The sequence below is a fragment of the Marinobacter sp. B-12 genome (assembly GCF_056857915.1).
Map to the genome: position 1 here is coordinate 1 of NZ_JBSXOB010000059.1, position 18503 is coordinate 18503.

Sequence of the window (18503 nt, forward strand, 5' to 3'; positions counted from 1 at the left end):
GTCTGCCGCCTTCAACCTCTTTCAGGATCTTGACGATCTGGGACTCGCTGTACCGTGACTTTTTCATGTCGCTCTCCGTTTGCCTCATTGTAGGCCGGAGAACTCTAATTACGCATGCACCGATTTTAGGGGATGGTTACAGAGTTAGCGTATTTGCTTTTAAACAAAGCCCGACGTTCCGTTGTAGAAGCATCTTTGCGAGAAAGGTTGAGGGGCTGCGCATTTGAGACTGAGATAGTCGAAATCTTGCAGATCTTTTGGCTTGCCAGGCTCAAAGACCCGAAATTCTCAATCGATCCCGGCATTGGTGATGAGATCAACGCTCGATCACTGTTATCCGATCAATTCCTCATGAGTTTGAACCCGGGTACAGAGCGATTCGGGAAGAACCTAGCACCTTTTAAAGCAATTCAAGATTGCTTCAAAGTCCCATCTGACCTATTGAACGCTGAGTCTGTTCACTTCCCCATCATCTTGAGGAATACCTTAAGACTCATGGAGGCCGCATCAGGCGAACCATTTGAAGCCCAATTTTTTTATGAATGGGAAAACAGCAAATCGAGGATACCCTTACGGTGGAGTTTGATGCATCACTTTCTTGAAGGACGACCAGGCTCTACTACAGGTCAATTTTTTAGTAGTGTTAGCGCCCGAGCCCGATCTGCTTTTCTAAGAACGCTCACAGTTTCGCATGAACACAACTGGCTTTCGACGCGAGAACTCGAAGATAGAGCAATAATGACTCTACCTCTTGATCCTTCAACAGCATGGCTGCGTAGCAATGCCCCCCCGTTTTCCCTTCCGCAACTAGCAAGTTCAGATGCCAATTCCGATCCTGAGGAGATCGTTAGACAGCTATTGACCGCATCCGTCAGCGGTAAACAGATACTTGGAGCCATTTCTTGGCCCGTGTTTTACTCAAAATATGAATTTGTAGAAATCGAAATAAAGCTCTACTGGCTTGAGAACAAGCTAACAAAGACTAAACCGCCCCGGAACACCATTCCTAATTTATTGAGCGGCGAAGCGCTTAATTTGGAGTCAACCATTCTCTACCCGGCCTCGAACGAACCGATCCACGGCCGCTCAGATTATAAACCTATTACGCATCTGATTTTCCCCTGGAGATGTGGATACGCTCAAGCGGATATAAATTTCAGAGGCCTATACGCGCCCACATCGATTGCTCCATCTACCGTAACTGCTATCCCCCATCGTGACTGTATTCAGTTCTACGAGGATAAAAAATTACTTGGCTCTGGAGGCTATTGGACAAATAATTGGGAGCCATGCTATCCGGTTGGCGCGAAGCCTAGAATTGGAACCTATTTAATGGTTGAAAAAACGTTTTTATCTGACCTAATTGCAGCCCAAAAAAAGGAAGGAGAGATAGTTTTCCATTGGGTTGCGGAATCATTTCACAAGAAAAATGAAATTGATTCCTATGAGACATCCCAACTAGAAGGAAAAATATCTCTGTCTGAAATCACAAAATTATAAGTATTGAACCAAGTCATAGATCAGTTAAGGCGAAATTTATTGGTTTATCCCGGCAACATTTTTTATATTTTTTTCCTGAACCACAAGGACATAGATCATTAACTCCGACTTTTTTAGTGGCTCTCTTTGGCTCAACTTTTTGTTCTTTTAGAGTTTTCTCAAGTTTTTGACCCAATTCATAAAAGTAATCTGCCATATGCGAAGCCAAATCGTGGAACTCGACGGTATAATAAACCCTAGCCCTTATGCTGCCAGCATCAATGGCTTCGACTAGAAGCTTTTCCGCTCTCTGATCATCTTTTTGGACGCCTAATCCCTTGTGGTAGGCTTCGCCTAATTCGGAAATGCAGTCAGGACATCCCAGACTAATCCCCCTATTTACATATTCCAATGCATGGTCAATGTCTGGCTGGCGTGCCTTTCCTTCTGCAAAATATTTAAATAAAAATCTAAGTGCTAAAGGTTCATCTTGCTTCTCAGCTTCCTTGAGATAACTTATGGCCTCATCAAATCGTGATTCTACGTAGGAGTAAGCTCCATAAAGCGCCTGTGCAGGAGCATATCCCCTATTGGCAGCGACTTTCATGAGGTTATACCCCGAGGCTTTACGGTCGTCGCCTAAATATCCTTCACTCGTTAGTATCGAGAACCTAAAGAGAGGTTCCACATCTCCATGATTTTTTGTGAACGTCTCTAATTCTTCGATTTCACCACTTACCATTAAACCCCGTATGCGCCCATCAACGTCAGCACTAATTTTGTATGCGGCTTCATACAGAGAAGCCGCAATCTTATAGAGCGATTCATGATGGTACGAGAAGGCCTTTGAGACTACTGCAATTTGATCAGGCGATGCCTCTTCTGCCAACTTTTCTAAAATAATGCCTGCTTGAAGCTTCGGTTGTTTTTCTTCGGATAAGAGACCATTAAAAATGATATCTTTATATTCTTGAGACTTAATCTCTAATTTCTCTGTTTTCGGCAACGTTTTTCCAATATCCAGTAGCAAAAAAAGATCCTCAAAAACACCAATTACAAGATCTCTTGCATGACGCGCCTTTTCTATAAGATCCTTTTTTCTTTCAGCTATGAATTGAGGATCGATTTTACTCGAGTCTTCAGTATGGACGCCTTTGTTTCCAAGCTTCCTAGCTTCGTGAAGTTGATTCTTTAGCGATCTAGATATAACTTGGCATTCATACAAATAGTTGATTTGATCGTGTAGCTTTTGGGTCGAGATCTCCACTTTGAAGCCATCAGCTACCTTTAAAACAAGCGCCGATAGAACCAACCGGAATTTGAAGAGGGCATAGTCAGGGTGTATTTCAATGAACTCAACTGCAGTCTTGTAGGTGTCACATACATACTCACCAAAAATCCTACTCAAATCGAGATCACTTTTTACAGCGGACATATATACCCTAAGTTTGACGAATAAATGGTGAGTTTACCAAATCTGGTAGCCAAAAAAAGTTTCCGGTTCTCAAGGCTAGTAGCTCATTTTTGAGGCTCAGATATCGAGAAACGCGAAAGGTCCGCATAGGTTAATAGTTAAAAAACGGAAAGTTCCCTATTGATTTCGAAAAAAAGGAGCGTTGGATGGGAGGCATATTTAGCGGAAGAAAGCCTTCAAAAACGGCAAAACCTTTTCCGGAACAGTTCCCCGCACTCGATATTCGAAAGCTTCAGAGAATCGATGGACTCGACCCCGGTGAAGCTTACGACCTGCATCAGTACAAACTGGGTAAAAAGTGGGGGACATTTTCGATAGTCGTTCACGAAGGCTGGCTTGAGCTGCAATACAACGCATTTAGTCACAAGGTAAACCAGCTTCCGTCCCAAATTATTAAGATCACTCGAACCCACTGTCATTTTGGCGGAACTCGTCCCTGGTTTCTCTGCCCGGGCGACCAATGTGGTAGAAGAGTGGCAATTCTCTATGGACCTAATTCGATGCTCTGTCGGCAGTGCTCGGGGATCGCGTACCAGAGCCAACGAGAAAATCGAATTCAGCGAATGTTCCGCAAACTACGGTCAATCGAAGCTAGCTACACCGGCCGGCCTAACGAATCAGCTCCCAAAGATCGAACGCGTCCGAAGGGCATGCACCATCGCACATTTGAGCTATTGCAAGAAAAGCATCAACGGCTGACTACCGATATTCAGTACGCTCAAATAGAGGAGTTGAGGAGGTTGGACGACATGCTGCCCGACTGGGCCTGAGCGATTGAAGACTCAGCAACTCCTTCACAAACCGGCACGACTTCAAGACATTGAAGACATTAAAGTAGGGAGTTTTTCGTGCTATGAGGGGATTGGGAGGCCTGCGGCATTAAAAATTACGCTTTTTTAGCGATTGGTTCGCCATGTAGACGGCGTTTATGAAGCCCCTGATCGCCTCAAATCAGCCTGCGAAAGCCTGGATTTTAACCATTTCCTTATTGATAGGTAGGAAGGCGGTTACATAAACCATTGGCACTTAACGTACTGATTATTTAAGAAAAATGGCGGTGGGCCAGGGATTCGAACCCCGGGAAGGCTACTAACCTTCGGCGGTTTTCAAGACCGCTGCATTCAGCCACTCTGCCAGCCCACCGTTTTCTCCACAGCCGTCATTGCGACAGCGGGGAGCATGATACCGGAATTCCTTTTCCTGTCAACGCCCTGGCCACATCGTCTTCCCTCCGCTTCAACATTAACGCTATTTAATGGAATCCGCGGAGCCGTTTTCTGTCGTAAATGATTGAAAGTTGTATATCTGGCATTATGATGAGTGTTAGATTCAAACGGTTGTGACACACAGACGGAGAAGATAATGGAAGACAGACGATTTGGCGTCCAGCAAAACCAGGGAGCCTATTCGACCACAGAAAAAGGTCAGGCGACGGGTATCAGCGCAGATGCCATGAATGTGCTGCGCAATACCTACATGCTGCTGGGAATGACTCTGGCATTCTCCGCACTGACCGCGTTCCTGAACATGAACGGCACACATCCCGGCTTCCTGATCACGATCGTAGGCTATATCGGCCTGCTGTTCGCGACCTATAAGCTCAAAAACAGCCCTTGGGGTATCGTAACGACCTTCGCCCTTACCGGCTTCATGGGCTTCACTCTTGGCCCGATCATTGGTCAGATGGTGGCCGCAGGCGCTTCCCAGATCGTCGCGAATGCCCTGGCCCTGACAGCGACCGCGTTTGTGGGTCTGTCGGCAACGGCCATTATCACCAAGAAGGACTTCAGCTTCCTGTCCAGCTTTCTGACAGCAGGCGCCTTCGTGCTGATCGGTGCGATGCTGCTGGCGTTCTTCATGCAGAGCTCCATCCTGCATCTGGCGGTGTCTGCCGGCTTCACCATCTTCGCTTCCATCATGATCCTGTTTGAAACCAGCCGGATCATCAACGGCGGGGAGCGCAACTACATCATCGCCACTGTTGGCCTGTATGTGGCCATCTACAACCTGTTCGTCAGCCTGCTTCACCTGATGATGGCGTTCAGCGGCGACGACTGATCACCTTGATATCACCCCGATATCATTCTGGTGACAGGTAAATGCCAGAAAACCCCGGCCCCGGTCGGGGTTTTTTCATTCATGAGGTAAACTGTTCTCTGAACTCCAACAGGCAAACATGCGCATATGAGCCCGCACACACCCTGCTCCTTCACCCTGGTCGTTACCGGGGCGCCCTACTCATCCCAGGCACCACAAACAGCGCTCGCCTTCGCCAGGGCAGCACTGGCAAATGGCCATCGAATTGATCGGGTATTCCTCTACGGTGATGGCGTTCATCTGGCGTCGGCACTGACCAGCCCGCCTTCGGATGAGGTGAACTGGTCGCAAGCCTGGCAGGATTTCCTCGGAAGCCACGATATTGCCGGCTTTGCCTGTATTGCGTCGGCGCTTCGGCGAGGCATTGTGGATCAGAGCGAACAACAACGCTATGAGCTGCCCGCCAACAACCTTGCCACGCCGTTCACCATTGCCGGCTTGGGCGAGTGGGTGGACAGCGTGGCGCATTCTGATCGCGTTATCTATTTTCACAACGGGGGTTGAGCCAAACATGGAGACGTTGGTTATCATTAGCCACGCGCCGTATTGCGACTGGGCCGGCCGTGAGTCGCTGGACATGGCCTTTTCACTGGCCGCATTTGACCAGCCGGTGACGTTGCTGTTCACCGGCGAGGGCGTTAACTGGCTTCGCAAGGCCCAGCAGGCGGACGCCGTGCAGCAGAAATCGGTGGAGAAGAATCTGTCAGCCGCGCCTATTTTCGGCGTTTCCGCCCTGATGGCCGATCATAAGGCTTGTGAGCGCTATGGCCTCGACGAAGAGAATATGATGCCGGGCGTTACCGTGGCAGATCTGTGTGCCGACCTGCTTGAGCATTACGCCCACGTGGTCAACCTGAGTTGAACAGGCAATTACCCACCCGGAGAGCACATTGATGGCAACCATCCATACCCTGCACATCGTCAACAAGCGGCCGGATCACCCGGCGTTTGGAGCGTGCCTGTCAAGCATCACCGACCAGGATGGCCTGTTGCTGACGGAATCAGGTGTACTCGCCCTTGCGGACCGTGAAGCAGTGCTAAAAGGCACCGTTTATGCGCTGGCCCCCGACCTGCAAGCCAGAGCCATCACCGTCGATGGACTTGACGTACAAACGATTGATTTTGACACAATGGTGGCCCTGACCACCGAGGCAACCAGAGTGATCAGCTGGTAATGACTATTCCGACGAGAAACAACGAAGGGTTCCTGGAGAACGCCTGGGCGTGGTCACCTGACGTGGCCCGTGAAATTGCAGCGGACGACAACATTGAATTAACCGATAATCACTGGGAAATCATCGAATTCCTGCGGGAATTTTACAAACAACATGAAATATCACCACCCTCAAACAGGTTGTTTGTAAAAGCGGTCAGGGAGGCGTTTGACGAAGAGAAAGGCAACAGCATCTACCTGATGCAGCTCTTTCCCGGTACACCGGCCAAAACCGCCTGCCGCATAGCGGGCCTGCCAAGGCCAACGAATTGTCTATGACTCCTTTCGGGGCTTTCTACCGGGGTCAGGCACCTCGCCCAGAAAGCTACTGAGGCCGTTCTCGAACAGCCCCGAACCGAACCTGAGAAACTGGCGGGTAGACTCTTTCGCCGTACTTTCCGGCAATTCACGAAGGGTTTCTTCCACACCTTCCCGTACACCCTGCCTGACCCTGGGCTCTATCTCCCGCGACGCGTCGATAAGCTCCGCCACCTTGCGATCAAGATGTGGTCGCACAAAGCCGAGCCAGAAGCCTGCTAGCACTGAAAGAACGACGCATCCTGTTACCAGGGCCTGTATCGCGACTGCCCATACAAAATCCATACTGCCCTCCTGGTCAGCTCATTACGCAAGGAACAGTGCTCCAAGCGCCTAATTCAAAACGTTGCTCATGATCAAAAACTGAATCGCGCCCGCCAGGGAACCCAATACTCCCCCAACCAGCATGAGTTGAATCTCTTCCTCTCGAAAAGCCGGCCGCAGGATATCCTGAAACTCCGCCGGCGCCAGCGACTTCATCTGCCCGGCCAACACCCCGGCCACCACCGGTGCCCGTTCGCGGTTAAACGCGGGATCCCCGAAAACATCACGAGTGGCCAGCACCGCCTTATGGTTCATGGCTTTTTTAAGTTCGGTGTACCCCGTCATCCCAACAGTAACCTGGGCGCCGAGCTTCATGACCATCGAATTGTCCAGCAATGGCCTCAGATGCTTCTGGATAATCGCCCGTGTACGGTCCCCACGGTTGCCGTTGATCATGGCGTCAGCCACTTTCTCCACGGTGATCAACTCCTCCGCCACCAATCTGGCCCATACCTCGCTAATCTCAGGCTGGCGCTGCAGGAACAGGCCCTGTAATCGCCAGAACAGGAAGCGTCTGGGTTTGAGCGGGCGAAAAATCAGATTGATGGCAATCCAGTTGGTCAGAAACCCCACCACAAAGCCACCGACCGGCAATAGCCATGGTTCGGGGTAGCGTACCCAGGCGGGGGCCAATAAGGCCCCCAACAGGCCGCCAATGATTGCCCCTCGGTTGATAACCGACCGAAGCTCGACCGAGCCTGCTTCCCTGAAAATCCGGTTCATCAGATCCGGATGGGTTTTCAGTTCCCGGCTCAGTAATGCCTTCAGGTCAATGAGGTCGTTGAGGTCATCCCCAAAATCCTCCACCAGAGACTCTATCCTCGACGGGAGCTGTTCCCGACCCCACCGATAGATTCGGTTCTTCATGAACAGCGGGAGGTTGTCCCAGAGCACCGGTTGGATTTCATACATCACTTCGTCAATGTATTCGTCCATGCGGGGATTCACCTGGGATATCACCTGCTCAACGATTCGCTGTGGCTCCAACTGCTGATAGACGGCGTTCAGATCACCAAACTGCTGTAGGGTGCGGTCAATACAGATATGAGCCATCTTCTCAGCCTTGCGGGGAATCACTCCCTGCCAGCCAATAACGCCAATACCCACAAACTGTATGGGATTGAATGACATCTGAATCGCCAGCCAATTGGTAAACCAGCCGACAACAGCTGCCATGAGTGGCACAGAGAACAGTGCTACATCAACCAAGACAAACCCCAGTGTGTGATTGGCGGGCACGGTGGTGAGGACGCGCCGTGATTTTTTATGACAGGTATCTCACCCATCGTTCGATTCAGATTATGTGACTGATAATGAAGTAAATCGAATTATTCGACATTGGCCGTTCCGCCACAGCAACGACGATAGCGCGGCACGCATAGCACTGACAAATACCCGCACCGAAAACAAAAAAGCCGGCATTAGCCGGCTTCATGTCATACTTTTAGAGTCTGCCTTATCTTACTGATAATAAGCATTTTCTGTATAGGTATGATCGGTAACGTCGCGAACGGCCGTTATCTCAGGAACACGCTCTTTCAACGTCGATTCAACACCCTGCTTCAACGTGAGACTCACCGCACTGCAACCCTGGCAACCCCCACCAAACCTCAGAACCGCAATGGATTCTTCGGCCACTTCCACCAGCGAAACTTCACCGCCGTGAGCCGCAAGGTTGGGATTGATTTCCGATGCCAGAATATACTGGATGCGGTCAGGCAAAGGCGCGTTCTCATCAACGTTAGGCACCTTGGCGTTAGGTGCTTTGATGGTCAGCTGCCCGCCCATCTGATCCTTGGAGTAGTCCACAAAGGCCTCTTCCAGGAACGGCACCGAATTATGATCGAGAAACAGCGTAAACTTGCCCAGATCAACCTGCTCGTCCGTCGGCACGATTTCGTTCGGCGGGCAGTAGGCAAGACAGGTCTCGGCGTTCTTTGTGCCGGGCTGGGTTACAAAAATACGGACACCCATGCCCTCCACATCCTGTTTTTCAATAAGTTGTGCAAGGTAATCCCGAGCGGGATCTGTCACCGTAACCAATGCCATAGTTGCAACCCGTTTGAAAGTGTTCCCTTATTTTAAGTGAGATCGCTGCAACATGAAAGACCAAGTAAAATAGTCAGACTTTAAGTGCTCCATTGACCAACATCATCAGGTCGTGGGACGACAACCGCCATTTTTGCTATGATCGCGCGCCATTGAGACAAAAACGACTTCCGGAAGTAATTGATATGACCGACCGCAACTCTCGTCTGGACCGCCTGGAACAGCTTGAAAACGCCCTGAAAGAACGCATCATCGTTCTCGATGGTGGCATGGGCACCATGATCCAGAACCTGAAACTGGACGAGGCAGCGTTCCGTGGCGACCGGTTTGCAGATTATGACCGTGAGGTACAGGGCAACAACGACTTGCTGAACCTGACCCAGCCCGCCCTGCTCCGCAATATACACGCGGACTATCTTGAGGCCGGCGCTGACATTATTGAAACCAACACCTTCAATTCCACCCGGCTGTCGCAGGCCGACTATGGTCTCGAATCGATTGCGAAGGAATTGAATGTTGAAGCCGCAAAACTGGCGCGCCAGATTGCGGACGAATTCACCGCCCGCAACCCGGAGAAGCCGCGTTTCGTGGCCGGTGCGGTTGGTCCGACGTCCCGCACTGCGTCCATTTCACCAGACGTGAACAATCCGGGGTACCGCAACGTCGATTTCCAGACCCTGGTCGACAATTATTACGAAGCGGTGGAAGGCCTTGTTCAAGGCGGCTCTGACCTGATCCTGATCGAGACCATTTTCGATACATTGAACGCCAAGGCAGCGATCTACGCCACCCAGCAGTACTTCATCGACAGTGGTATCGAGTTGCCAATCATGATTTCCGGCACTATTACCGACGCTTCAGGCCGTACCCTGTCTGGCCAGACCACCGAGGCATTCTGGAATTCCGTATCTCACGCCAGGCCTGTTTCGGTCGGTCTGAACTGCGCCCTCGGTGCTGACGCCCTACGCCCCTATGTGGAAGAGCTGGCCAATAAATCAACGACCTACGTCAGTGCTCACCCCAATGCCGGGCTGCCGAACGAGTTCGGCGAGTATGACCAGACGCCGGAAGAAATGGCGGAGATTATTGAAGGCTTTGCCCGTGACGGGTTTCTGAACATCATCGGCGGTTGCTGTGGCTCACGCCCGGACCATATCGAAGCCATCGCGGAGGCGGCTTCCAAGTATCCGCCCCGAAAAATACCAGAACAGAAACCCGCTCTGCGGCTGTCCGGCCTTGAACCGTTTACGGGTGACGAGAACACCCTGTTCATCAACGTGGGTGAGCGTACCAATGTGACGGGTTCCAAGCGGTTCCTGCGGCTGATTAAAGAGGAGCAGTACGAAGAGGCCCTCAGCGTCGCCCGCGACCAGGTGGAAAACGGTGCCCAGATCATCGATATCAACATGGATGAGGGCATGCTGGACTCGAAGGACGTCATGGTGACGTTCCTCAATCTGGTTGCATCGGAACCCGACATTTCCCGCGTTCCGATCATGATCGATTCCTCCAAGTGGGAGGTGATCGAAGCCGGCTTGCGCTGCATACAGGGCAAAGCTGTGGTGAACTCCATCAGCCTGAAGGAAGGCGAGGAGGAATTCCTCAAGCGCGCCCGGGACTGCATGCGCTACGGTGCGGCTGTTGTAGTCATGGCGTTCGATGAGGATGGCCAGGCGGATACCTTCGAACGCAAGACTGAGATCTGTAAGCGCTCCTACGATCTTCTCGTTGGTATCGGTTTCACTGCCGGCGATATCATTTTTGATCCCAACATCTTCGCCATCGCCACTGGCATCGAGGAACACAACAATTACGCGGTGGATTTCATCAACGCCAGCCGCTGGATTCGCGACAACCTGCCCCACGCGTCCATTTCCGGCGGTGTGAGCAACGTGTCGTTCTCGTTCCGTGGCAACGATGCCGTGCGCGAAGCCATCCACTCGGTATTCCTGTACCACGCCATCAAGGCTGGTATGAATATGGGCATCGTCAACCCCAGCCAGCTCGTGATCTACGACGAAATCGATCCGGAGTTGAAGGAGTTGGTGGAAGACGTGGTGCTTAACCGCCGCGACGACGCCACCGACCGCTTGCTGGAAATTGCTGAGCGCTATCGCAGCAAGGGCGGCAAAACCCAGGAAGAAGATCTGGCCTGGCGCGAGTGGCCGGTTGAGAAGCGAGTGGAGCACGCCCTCGTCAAGGGTATCACCAACTACATCATTGAAGACACGGAAGCCTGTCGGCAGCGTGCCGAACGCCCGATCGAAGTCATTGAAGGCCCTCTGATGGACGGGATGGGCGTGGTTGGCGATCTCTTTGGCGACGGCAAGATGTTCCTGCCCCAAGTGGTCAAGAGCGCCCGCGTCATGAAACAGGCGGTGGCACATCTGATTCCGTATATTGAGGCCGAGAAATCCGAAGGCCAGAAAGCCAAGGGCAAGATCCTGATGGCAACCGTCAAAGGCGACGTACACGACATCGGCAAGAATATCGTGGGCGTGGTGTTGCAGTGCAATAACTATGAGGTTCTCGACCTCGGCGTGATGGTGCCCTGCGACAAGATCCTGGACGTCGCAAAGAAGGAAAATGTCGACATCATCGGCCTCAGTGGTCTGATCACACCGTCGCTGGATGAGATGGTCCACGTCGCCAGGGAAATGCAACGGCTGGACTTCAACATCCCGTTGATGATTGGCGGCGCCACCACCTCCAAGGCTCACACGGCGGTCAAGATCGAACCTCAGTACAAGAACGACATCGCCCTGTATGTCTCCGATGCCTCACGCTGCGTGAACGTTGCCTCCCAGTTGCTGAGCAAGACCGCCAAACCCTCATTGGTGGACGGTGCACGCACGGAGTACGACGAAATTCGGGAGCGCCGTAAAAACCGGGGGGAACGCACCAAGCTGGTCTCATTGAAGGAAGCCCGGGACCGCGCGCCGGAAATCCGGTTCGACGACTACCAGCCGCCGAAGCCAGCCTTCACCGGTGTACGGTCCTTCGAAACCTATGATCTGAAAGAACTGGTGGACTACATCGACTGGACGCCCTTCTTTATCTCCTGGGACATGTCTGGCAAATACCCAGCCATTTTCGATGATCCGAAGCGGGGTGAAGCCGCCAGGACGCTGTTTGAGGACGGTCAAAAAATCCTTCAGCAGATGATCGACGAGAAACGCGTTTCCGCCAAGGCGGCGATCGGCTTCTGGCCCGCCAACCGCCGCGGCGATGATATTGTGCTCTATACCGACGAGACCCGGGAAAAGGAGCTCACCACTCTTCACCATCTGCGACAGCAGGATGACAAGGCGCCGGGCAAGCCGATGATGACGCTGTCGGATTTTGTAGCACCGGAAGGTGACGGCCCCGTGGACTACGTGGGTGGCTTTGCCGTGACCACCGGCATTGGCGCTGAGGAGTTTTCGCTGGAATTCAAGGATCGCAACGACGATTACAACGCCATCATGGTCAAGGCCCTGGCCGACCGCCTTGCGGAAGCCTTTGCCGAACACTTGCACGAACGGGTACGTAAGGAATTCTGGGGTTATGCCGAAGACGAGGCGCTCAGAAACGACGACCTGATCCGTGAACGGTACCGAGGTATCCGGCCAGCGCCCGGCTATCCCGCCTGCCCGGATCACACGGAAAAGGCCACCCTGTTCGACCTGCTCGACGCACCGGTAAACGCTGGACTGGAACTGACCGAACACTTCGCCATGTTCCCGACCGCGGCCGTTTCCGGATGGTACTTCTCCCATCCTGAATCAAAGTATTTTGCGGTGGGTAAGATTGGCGTGGATCAGGTTGAAGACTACGCAACTCGAAAGGGAATATCCAAGGCCGAAGCGGAGCGCTGGTTGGCGCCCAGCCTTGCGTACGACCCGGCGGAATAACCATCGCCGGGGTCCGCCTTAACACACTAGCGGAAACCAAGCATGACGGATAAGAACGAAAACGAGCAATCACCCGACAAGTCTGCTGAGCCTGCCAAACCGGCAAAGACAGCAAAGACAGGACCGGGGATTTTCAAGGTGATGCAGAGCATCCTTGCCGGCGCGCTCGGCGTTCAGTCCGACAAGCGCCGTGAGGAGGATTTCTCAAGCCACAGTCCCTGGCCATACATCATCGCCGGAATTCTGTTTACGGTCGGCTTCGTCGTCACCCTCGTGGTGGTCGTCAAGCTGGTGCTTGCCGGCCAGTAGCGATTACTGCCCGGATACCCAGACTACGGCGAAGGCAACGACCAGCATTACCAGTAAAACGGCGGCAACGGCGTCGGCCTGACTGTCGGTTCTCGCGGTCTTCTTCATACTCTTTCCTCGCTATGTCGTTATTGTCTGTTTTGTCGCACACGCCTCTATAAATCTAGGCGGGAAATTGTAATCAGTCCAGCAATATCTGGCTTTCTATATCACCTAAGTCGATAAACATATTTGGAAATAATCATTTTAAGAATAATGACACGGTGATATTCTCCCACGCAAGAAATGGCACTAAAGCCGTATTTCCAGCGTTTCAGCAGGACGTTCCACTATGTATGTTTATGACGAACACGACCGGCAGATGGCTGCCGAGCGCGTTGCACAATTCCGTGACCAGACCGAGAGAGCTCTGGCTGGTGAGCTGAGCGAAGACGAGTTTCTTCCACTGCGACTTCAGAACGGATTGTATGTACAGCGGCTTGCCCCGATGTTGCGCATCGCGGTGCCGTACGGAATGCTCCGTTCTGCTCAGCTTCGCCGCCTGGCACGCATAACCCGTGACTATGACAAAGGTTATGCGCACTTTACAACCCGCCAGAATGTTCAGCTCAACTGGCCGGAAATCGAAGATGTGCCGGATATCCTCGCCGAATTGGCGGAAGTGGAAATGCACGCCAACCAGACCAGCGGCAACTGCATCCGCAACACCACCACGGATCAGTTTTCCGGTGTGCAGGCTGACGAAATTACCGACCCGCGCCCTTACTGCGAGATCATCCGCCAGTGGTCCACCTTCCACCCGGAATTCGCCTTTTTGCCGCGCAAGTTCAAAGTGGCCGTCAATGCGTCTGAACAGTCCGATCGTGCCGCTATCCAGGTTCATGATATCGGCCTGCAGATGTTGCGCAATGATCAGGGGGAACTCGGTTTCCGTGTTCACGTCGGCGGTGGTCTTGGACGTACGCCGATGGTTGGCCCTGTTATCCGTGACTTCCTGCCGGAACTGGATCTACTCACGTATCTGGAGGCTGTACTGCGCGTCTACAACCGTTACGGTCGCCGCGACAACAAGTTCAAGGCCCGCATCAAGATTCTGGTGAAGGCGCTGACGCCCGAAGGATTCGCGGCGAAGGTGGAAGAGGAATGGTCCCACATCAAGGGCTCCCCTACGCGCCTGACCCGTGAAGCCATTGACCAGTTCAAAGGGTATTTCACCGAGCCGGACTACCAGCAGGTTCCGGATGTGAAGGACGTCTTGGCGACTCAACGATTCGAGAACCGCGAGTTTGATCAATGGATTGGCCACAACGTGGACACCCACAAGAATCCGGGTTACGCCATTGTGACACTGACCATGAAGAAAACCGGTACGCCGCCGGGCGATGTCAGTGATCGTCAGCTCGAGCAGATTGCCGACCTGGCGGATCAGTACAGCTTTGGCGAGGTACGGGTTACGCATCAGCAGAACGTGGTTCTGGCGGATGTCCGGAAGGATCAACTGCTTGAGCTGTGGCAAGCGATCACACCAATGGACTTTGCCACTGCGAACCTGAATACGCTGACCGATGTTATCTGCTGCCCCGGTGGCGATTACTGTGCCTTGGCAAATGCCAAGTCGATCCCCGTGGCGGAGTCCATTCAGCGCCAGTTCGATGATATGGACTACCTGTACGACATCGGCAACATAGATCTGAACATTTCGGGCTGCATGAACGCCTGTGGGCACCACCACGTGGGCAACATCGGCGTTCTTGGTGTTGATAAGAAGGGTCAGGAGTTCTACCAGATCAGCCTGGGCGGCTCCTCTCACCACGATGCCGCGATTGGCAAGATTCTCGGACCCTCTTTTGCCCGGGAAGACATGCCGGAAGTGATGCAGAAAATCATAAATGTGTACGTCGATAACCGGACTGAGGAAGAGCCTTTCCTGGATACGTATCGCCGTATTGGCATTGAGCCATTCAAGGAGCGGGTTTATGCCTGATGTAATCACCAGTGACGGAAGCATCCGTCCTGACGATTGGGTTGTTGTGCCAAGGCCAGCAGACGGGGAGTCTCTGGATATTCCCGAGCAACCTGCCCTGATTCCGGCCGATCTGTGGTTGGCGGGCAAGGAGCACTTTGAAGACCGTGACGATATCGGTGTGTGGCTCGACAGCCATGAGGAACCGGAAATTCTGGCTGGCGTGGTGAATGAGTTGCCGGTGATTGCGGTGAACTTTCCGAAGTTCAGCGATGGCCGCGGTTACAGTATCGCACGGCTGCTTCGGGAGCGCCTGAGTTACCGGAACGAACTTCGTGCGGTCGGTGACGTGCTTCTTGATCAGTTGCAGTTTATGAAGCGGTGCGGTTTTGATACGTACGTACTGCGCGCCGACAAGGATATCAACAAGGCAGCTCGTTGCCTGAACTTCTTTACCCAGGGGTATCAGGCTGCGACGGATACGGACGAGCCGCTGTTCCGCCGTCGGGCTTCCTGACTCTCAGTATTCTTTTTACTCCCCAGACGAACAAAGAGGGAGCTGATCACCAAAACACGCCTCAAGACGTCCTGTTCGGCTTGGGCTCCGCCATCCATGGCTCCGCACAGTTTTGGTCATCAGCTCCCTCTTCGTTCTGGCGGACTTTTTTAGAAACCCGCCTCTGAGAGGTCTCGTCGTTCCTTACTTGGAATGGTCGAGAACAATTTTCCCGGATGACTCCCCTTTCAGGAACGCCTTCAAAGCCCCATCCAGCTCACTACGCCCGATGTCGCGGGCAGACGCTTCCGTTTTCTTGCACGCCCAGTCACCGGCAAACTTGTCCCAGACTGACTGTTTGTCGGACAGGGGAATTTCAACCGAATCCACGCCCAGCAGGTTGTTGCCCCGCAGGATAAACGGCAGAACGGTGGTTTCCAGTTGTGGCCCAGCGACCAGACCACAGCAGGAGACAGAACCGCCTGGGTGGATCTGTTTCAGCAACTCGGCCAACGGGCCGCCGCCAACGGTATCGACGGCATTGGCATAGACCGGTTTCAGCATTGGCTTCTTTTCGGCTGCCAGAGCTTCGCGCCCCAGCACTTCCGTAGCACCAAGGTTTTTCAGCGTATCGGCATGGTCTTGTTTGCCACTGATGGCCACTACTTCGAAGCCGAGGCTCGCAAGCAGCTCAACCGCTACGCTGCCGACAGCGCCACTGGCACCACTGACGGCGACTTTGCCCTGCTCGGGGCTAGCCCCCATGGTCAACAGCTTTTGTACGCACAAGCCCGCCGTGAGGCCGGCTGTGCCGTATATCATGGCGGTGCGGGCGCTCCAGCCCTTGGGCATTGCCACACACCACTCGGCCGGTACCCGGATGTATTCGCCGAAGCCACCGTCGGTGTTCATACCCAGGTCGTAACCGGTTACCAGCACCTGGTCGCCGGCGGAAAAAGAGCCGGAGGAGGCCTCTACAACTTCCCCGGCGGCATCGATGCCCGGAGTGTGGGGGAAGTTACGTGTAACGCCCTTGTTTCCGGACGCGGACAAGGCATCCTTGTAGTTCAGGGACGAATGACTGACTTTGATAAGGACGTCGTTTTCGGGCAAATCGGATACGTGCAGCGTCTGCTCGGAACCCGCGAACTCGCCGCCCTGCTCCTGAACGCGCCATGCCTTGAACTCGGTGTTGTTTGTCATGACTCTGTTCCCGTTACTGTAGGTTTACTGAATTTTCTGGTTGCGGAACGCGCCCAGTACCCGCCATACGGTGTGTTCAAGTGCCGCGCTGGTGGCCAGGCCGAGCTTTTCCGGCAACGTGCGTTTGCGCTGGAAACCTACCGAGATTACGTCTGCCCTGTCACAGGCCTCAATGAGAAATTCGTCTGAGGTCTTTATCTCATCCACCAGTTTGACCTCCAGGGCGCGCCTGCCAAACCAGATATCGCCATTTGCAACCGCGGCAATATCCAGTTCCGGGCGGCGTTCACCCACGTATTCTTTGAACAACACGTGGGTATCTTCCAGGTCTTCAAGAAACTTGGTTCTACCTTTATCCGTGTTCTCCCCGAATACGGTCATGGTGCGCTTGTGCTCACCGGCCGTCAGAATTTCGAAGTCGACGTCGTTTTTCTTGAGGAAACGATGGAAGTTGGGCAATTGGGCAACAACACCAATGGATCCGAGAATCGCAAATGGCGACGCGACGATCCTGTCAGCCACACACGCCATCATGTAACCACCACTGGCGGCAACTTTATCGACGCAGGCCGTAAGCCGGATACCCTTGGCGCGAATACGGTCCAACTGGGCAGCCGCAAGTCCGTATGAGTGAACCAGGCCGCCGCCACTTTCAAGACGTATCATCACTTCATCGGTTTCGGGCTCCGCAACGCTCAGCACCGCTGTGATCGAGCGGCGTAAAGAGTCCGTATCGCTGGCCTTGATATCACCATCAAAGTCCAGCACGTAAACCTTGGGGCGGGGTTTTTCTTCAGCATCGCCGGATTTGCGCTTCGCCTTCTCGGCTTTCTGCTTGGCCTTATCTTCTTTTTTACGGGCTTTTTCAAAAGCCTTGCGCTCCGAGTCGCTGCGCAGTTTGGCCTGAAGTGACTCCCTCAGCTTGCGGTATTTCTCGTTGAGTTTGCGAACCCGCAGCTCCCCATCACTCCCCTGATCATCCTTGTCCTTATGGGCAGCGGATAAAACCACTGAAACAATGACCAGAAGTGCCACCACAAGGGTGACCGTTTTCGCAATAAACAAACCAAACTCTGTCAGAAATTCCAAGTTGCTTCTCCAGGATTATTCTTGAGCGCTCGATTGTAACCGAGGTGCCCTGAGGTACAAGCCATAGAACCAATAACAAATTAAAACAAGCGTTCGATCGAGCTTGACACCAGTAATGTCTAACCCTAAAGTCGAATGGCTACGTCGGCTCACCCGGGCTTCCATGCAGGCGAAAGGCAAGGAACCAGAAGCCGTCAATACGCCACGACAACCATCAATAAGGGTAAAATAATGTCTGTAGCTCAGATATTCGAGAAACTCGAACAGAATTTTAACGCGGACGCAGCTGAAGGCCTGGATCTGGTATTCCAGTTCGACATCGAGGACGACAAGACCTATCACCTGGTTATCAAGGATGGCACCTGCAAGATGGCTGAAGGCGCCCATGACGACCCTTCCGTCACCCTGATCATGAACTCCGAAACCCTGCAGGGCATCGTTTCCGGCGAAACCGATGGCATGCAGGCATTTATGGCCGGTCAGCTGCGCGCTGAGGGCGACATGATGCTGGCAACCAAACTGGGCGAGCTGTTTAATATGGGCTGATCGCTCTACGGGCGAATGGTCCGTTGTCTGCCCATAAAAAACCCTGCACA

General features: G+C 53.1%; 18 protein-coding genes and 1 tRNA gene. 12 read left to right on the forward strand and 7 right to left on the reverse strand.

Annotated features, from left to right (window positions below; all coding sequences use genetic code 11):
* The first annotated feature begins 132 nt into the window (after positions 1–132).
* Positions 133–1500 carry a hypothetical protein gene (locus tag AC13D2_RS13520; RefSeq protein WP_482938759.1) on the forward strand — a complete coding sequence of 456 codons (1368 nt, stop codon included), beginning with the start codon at positions 133–135 and terminating at the stop codon, positions 1498–1500.
* Between the two features lie 13 nt (positions 1501–1513).
* Here AC13D2_RS13520 and AC13D2_RS13525 read toward each other — a convergent pair whose 3' ends face one another.
* The gene (locus AC13D2_RS13525) at positions 1514–2914 is read right to left on the reverse strand and encodes an SEC-C metal-binding domain-containing protein (protein ID WP_482938760.1); all 1401 of its coding nucleotides are present in this window, start codon (positions 2912–2914) and stop codon (positions 1514–1516) included.
* Between the two features lie 185 nt (positions 2915–3099).
* Here AC13D2_RS13525 and AC13D2_RS13530 point away from each other — a divergent pair, with 185 nt between their 5' ends.
* Positions 3100–3723, forward strand: a complete 624-nt coding sequence (locus AC13D2_RS13530; protein WP_482938761.1) for a hypothetical protein — start codon at positions 3100–3102, stop codon at positions 3721–3723.
* Positions 3724–4005: 282 nt separating this feature from the next.
* Here the strand turns inward: AC13D2_RS13530 and AC13D2_RS13535 are convergent.
* Positions 4006–4096: transfer RNA gene (locus AC13D2_RS13535), tRNA-Ser, on the reverse strand.
* Between the two features lie 219 nt (positions 4097–4315).
* On the opposite strand from AC13D2_RS13535, the gene AC13D2_RS13540 reads away from it, so the two are divergent.
* The 5 genes from AC13D2_RS13540 to AC13D2_RS13560 all read left to right on the forward strand — a co-directional run bounded on the left by AC13D2_RS13540 (position 4316) and on the right by AC13D2_RS13560 (position 6542).
* Complete coding sequence (locus tag AC13D2_RS13540; protein WP_420388839.1) at positions 4316–5011, forward strand: Bax inhibitor-1/YccA family protein; 696 nt, start codon at positions 4316–4318, stop codon at positions 5009–5011.
* Positions 5012–5137: 126 nt separating this feature from the next.
* Positions 5138–5554 carry a sulfurtransferase complex subunit TusD gene (gene tusD, locus AC13D2_RS13545; protein WP_482938762.1) on the forward strand — a complete coding sequence of 139 codons (417 nt, stop codon included), beginning with the start codon at positions 5138–5140 and terminating at the stop codon, positions 5552–5554.
* A 7-nt stretch (positions 5555–5561) separates the two neighbouring features.
* Positions 5562–5912, forward strand: coding sequence for a DsrE family protein (locus tag AC13D2_RS13550; RefSeq protein WP_292050185.1), 351 nt, complete (start codon positions 5562–5564; stop codon positions 5910–5912).
* Positions 5913–5943: 31 nt separating this feature from the next.
* On the forward strand, positions 5944–6225 hold the full coding sequence (tusB, locus tag AC13D2_RS13555; RefSeq protein WP_420388842.1) for a sulfurtransferase complex subunit TusB: 282 nt from the start codon (positions 5944–5946) through the stop codon (positions 6223–6225).
* Positions 6225–6542 carry a TusE/DsrC/DsvC family sulfur relay protein gene (locus AC13D2_RS13560; protein WP_292050183.1) on the forward strand — a complete coding sequence of 106 codons (318 nt, stop codon included), beginning with the start codon at positions 6225–6227 and terminating at the stop codon, positions 6540–6542. Before tusB ends, AC13D2_RS13560 begins: the two co-directional genes overlap by 1 nt.
* Here AC13D2_RS13560 and AC13D2_RS13565 read toward each other — a convergent pair.
* From AC13D2_RS13565 to nfuA, 3 genes are all read right to left on the reverse strand, one after another.
* On the reverse strand, positions 6537–6866 hold the full coding sequence (locus AC13D2_RS13565) for a hypothetical protein (RefSeq protein ID WP_292050182.1): 330 nt from the start codon (positions 6864–6866) through the stop codon (positions 6537–6539). The genes AC13D2_RS13560 and AC13D2_RS13565 overlap by 6 nt on opposite strands.
* Before the next feature lie 48 nt (positions 6867–6914).
* Positions 6915–8081 (reverse strand): DUF445 domain-containing protein, encoded by a 1167-nt coding sequence (locus AC13D2_RS13570; RefSeq protein WP_420388843.1) that lies wholly within the window; start codon positions 8079–8081, stop codon positions 6915–6917.
* A gap of 285 nt (positions 8082–8366) precedes the next feature.
* Positions 8367–8954 carry a Fe-S biogenesis protein NfuA gene (gene nfuA, locus AC13D2_RS13575; protein ID WP_007152088.1) on the reverse strand — a complete coding sequence of 196 codons (588 nt, stop codon included), beginning with the start codon at positions 8952–8954 and terminating at the stop codon, positions 8367–8369.
* Positions 8955–9139: 185 nt separating this feature from the next.
* Between nfuA and metH the strand changes: the two genes are divergently transcribed.
* The 4 genes from metH (at position 9140) to AC13D2_RS13595 (ending at position 15636) form a co-directional block, all read left to right on the forward strand.
* Positions 9140–12847: a methionine synthase gene (gene metH / locus AC13D2_RS13580; RefSeq protein ID WP_482938763.1), complete on the forward strand. Its 3708-nt coding sequence runs from the start codon at positions 9140–9142 to the stop codon at positions 12845–12847.
* A gap of 42 nt (positions 12848–12889) precedes the next feature.
* Positions 12890–13156, forward strand: coding sequence for a DUF2970 domain-containing protein (locus AC13D2_RS13585; RefSeq protein ID WP_300494572.1), 267 nt, complete (start codon positions 12890–12892; stop codon positions 13154–13156).
* A 331-nt stretch (positions 13157–13487) separates the two neighbouring features.
* A complete protein-coding gene (locus tag AC13D2_RS13590) occupies positions 13488–15140 on the forward strand; it encodes a nitrite/sulfite reductase (RefSeq protein WP_300494543.1) in 1653 nt (550 codons plus the stop codon).
* A complete protein-coding gene (locus AC13D2_RS13595) occupies positions 15133–15636 on the forward strand; it encodes a DUF934 domain-containing protein (RefSeq protein ID WP_300494540.1) in 504 nt (167 codons plus the stop codon). The genes AC13D2_RS13590 and AC13D2_RS13595 overlap by 8 nt, the downstream gene beginning before the upstream one ends.
* A 183-nt stretch (positions 15637–15819) precedes the next feature.
* Here the strand turns inward: AC13D2_RS13595 and AC13D2_RS13600 are convergent, their stop codons facing one another.
* Together AC13D2_RS13600 and sohB are read right to left on the reverse strand one after the other, a co-directional pair.
* The gene (locus AC13D2_RS13600; RefSeq protein WP_292050177.1) at positions 15820–16818 is read right to left on the reverse strand and encodes a YhdH/YhfP family quinone oxidoreductase; all 999 of its coding nucleotides are present in this window, start codon (positions 16816–16818) and stop codon (positions 15820–15822) included.
* Between the two features lie 24 nt (positions 16819–16842).
* Positions 16843–17907, reverse strand: a complete 1065-nt coding sequence (sohB, locus tag AC13D2_RS13605) for a protease SohB (protein WP_300494536.1) — start codon at positions 17905–17907, stop codon at positions 16843–16845.
* Between the two features lie 231 nt (positions 17908–18138).
* Between sohB and AC13D2_RS13610 the strand changes: the two genes are divergently transcribed.
* Complete coding sequence (locus tag AC13D2_RS13610) at positions 18139–18453, forward strand: SCP2 sterol-binding domain-containing protein (RefSeq protein WP_007154761.1); 315 nt, start codon at positions 18139–18141, stop codon at positions 18451–18453.
* Positions 18454–18503: the final 50 nt, after the last annotated feature.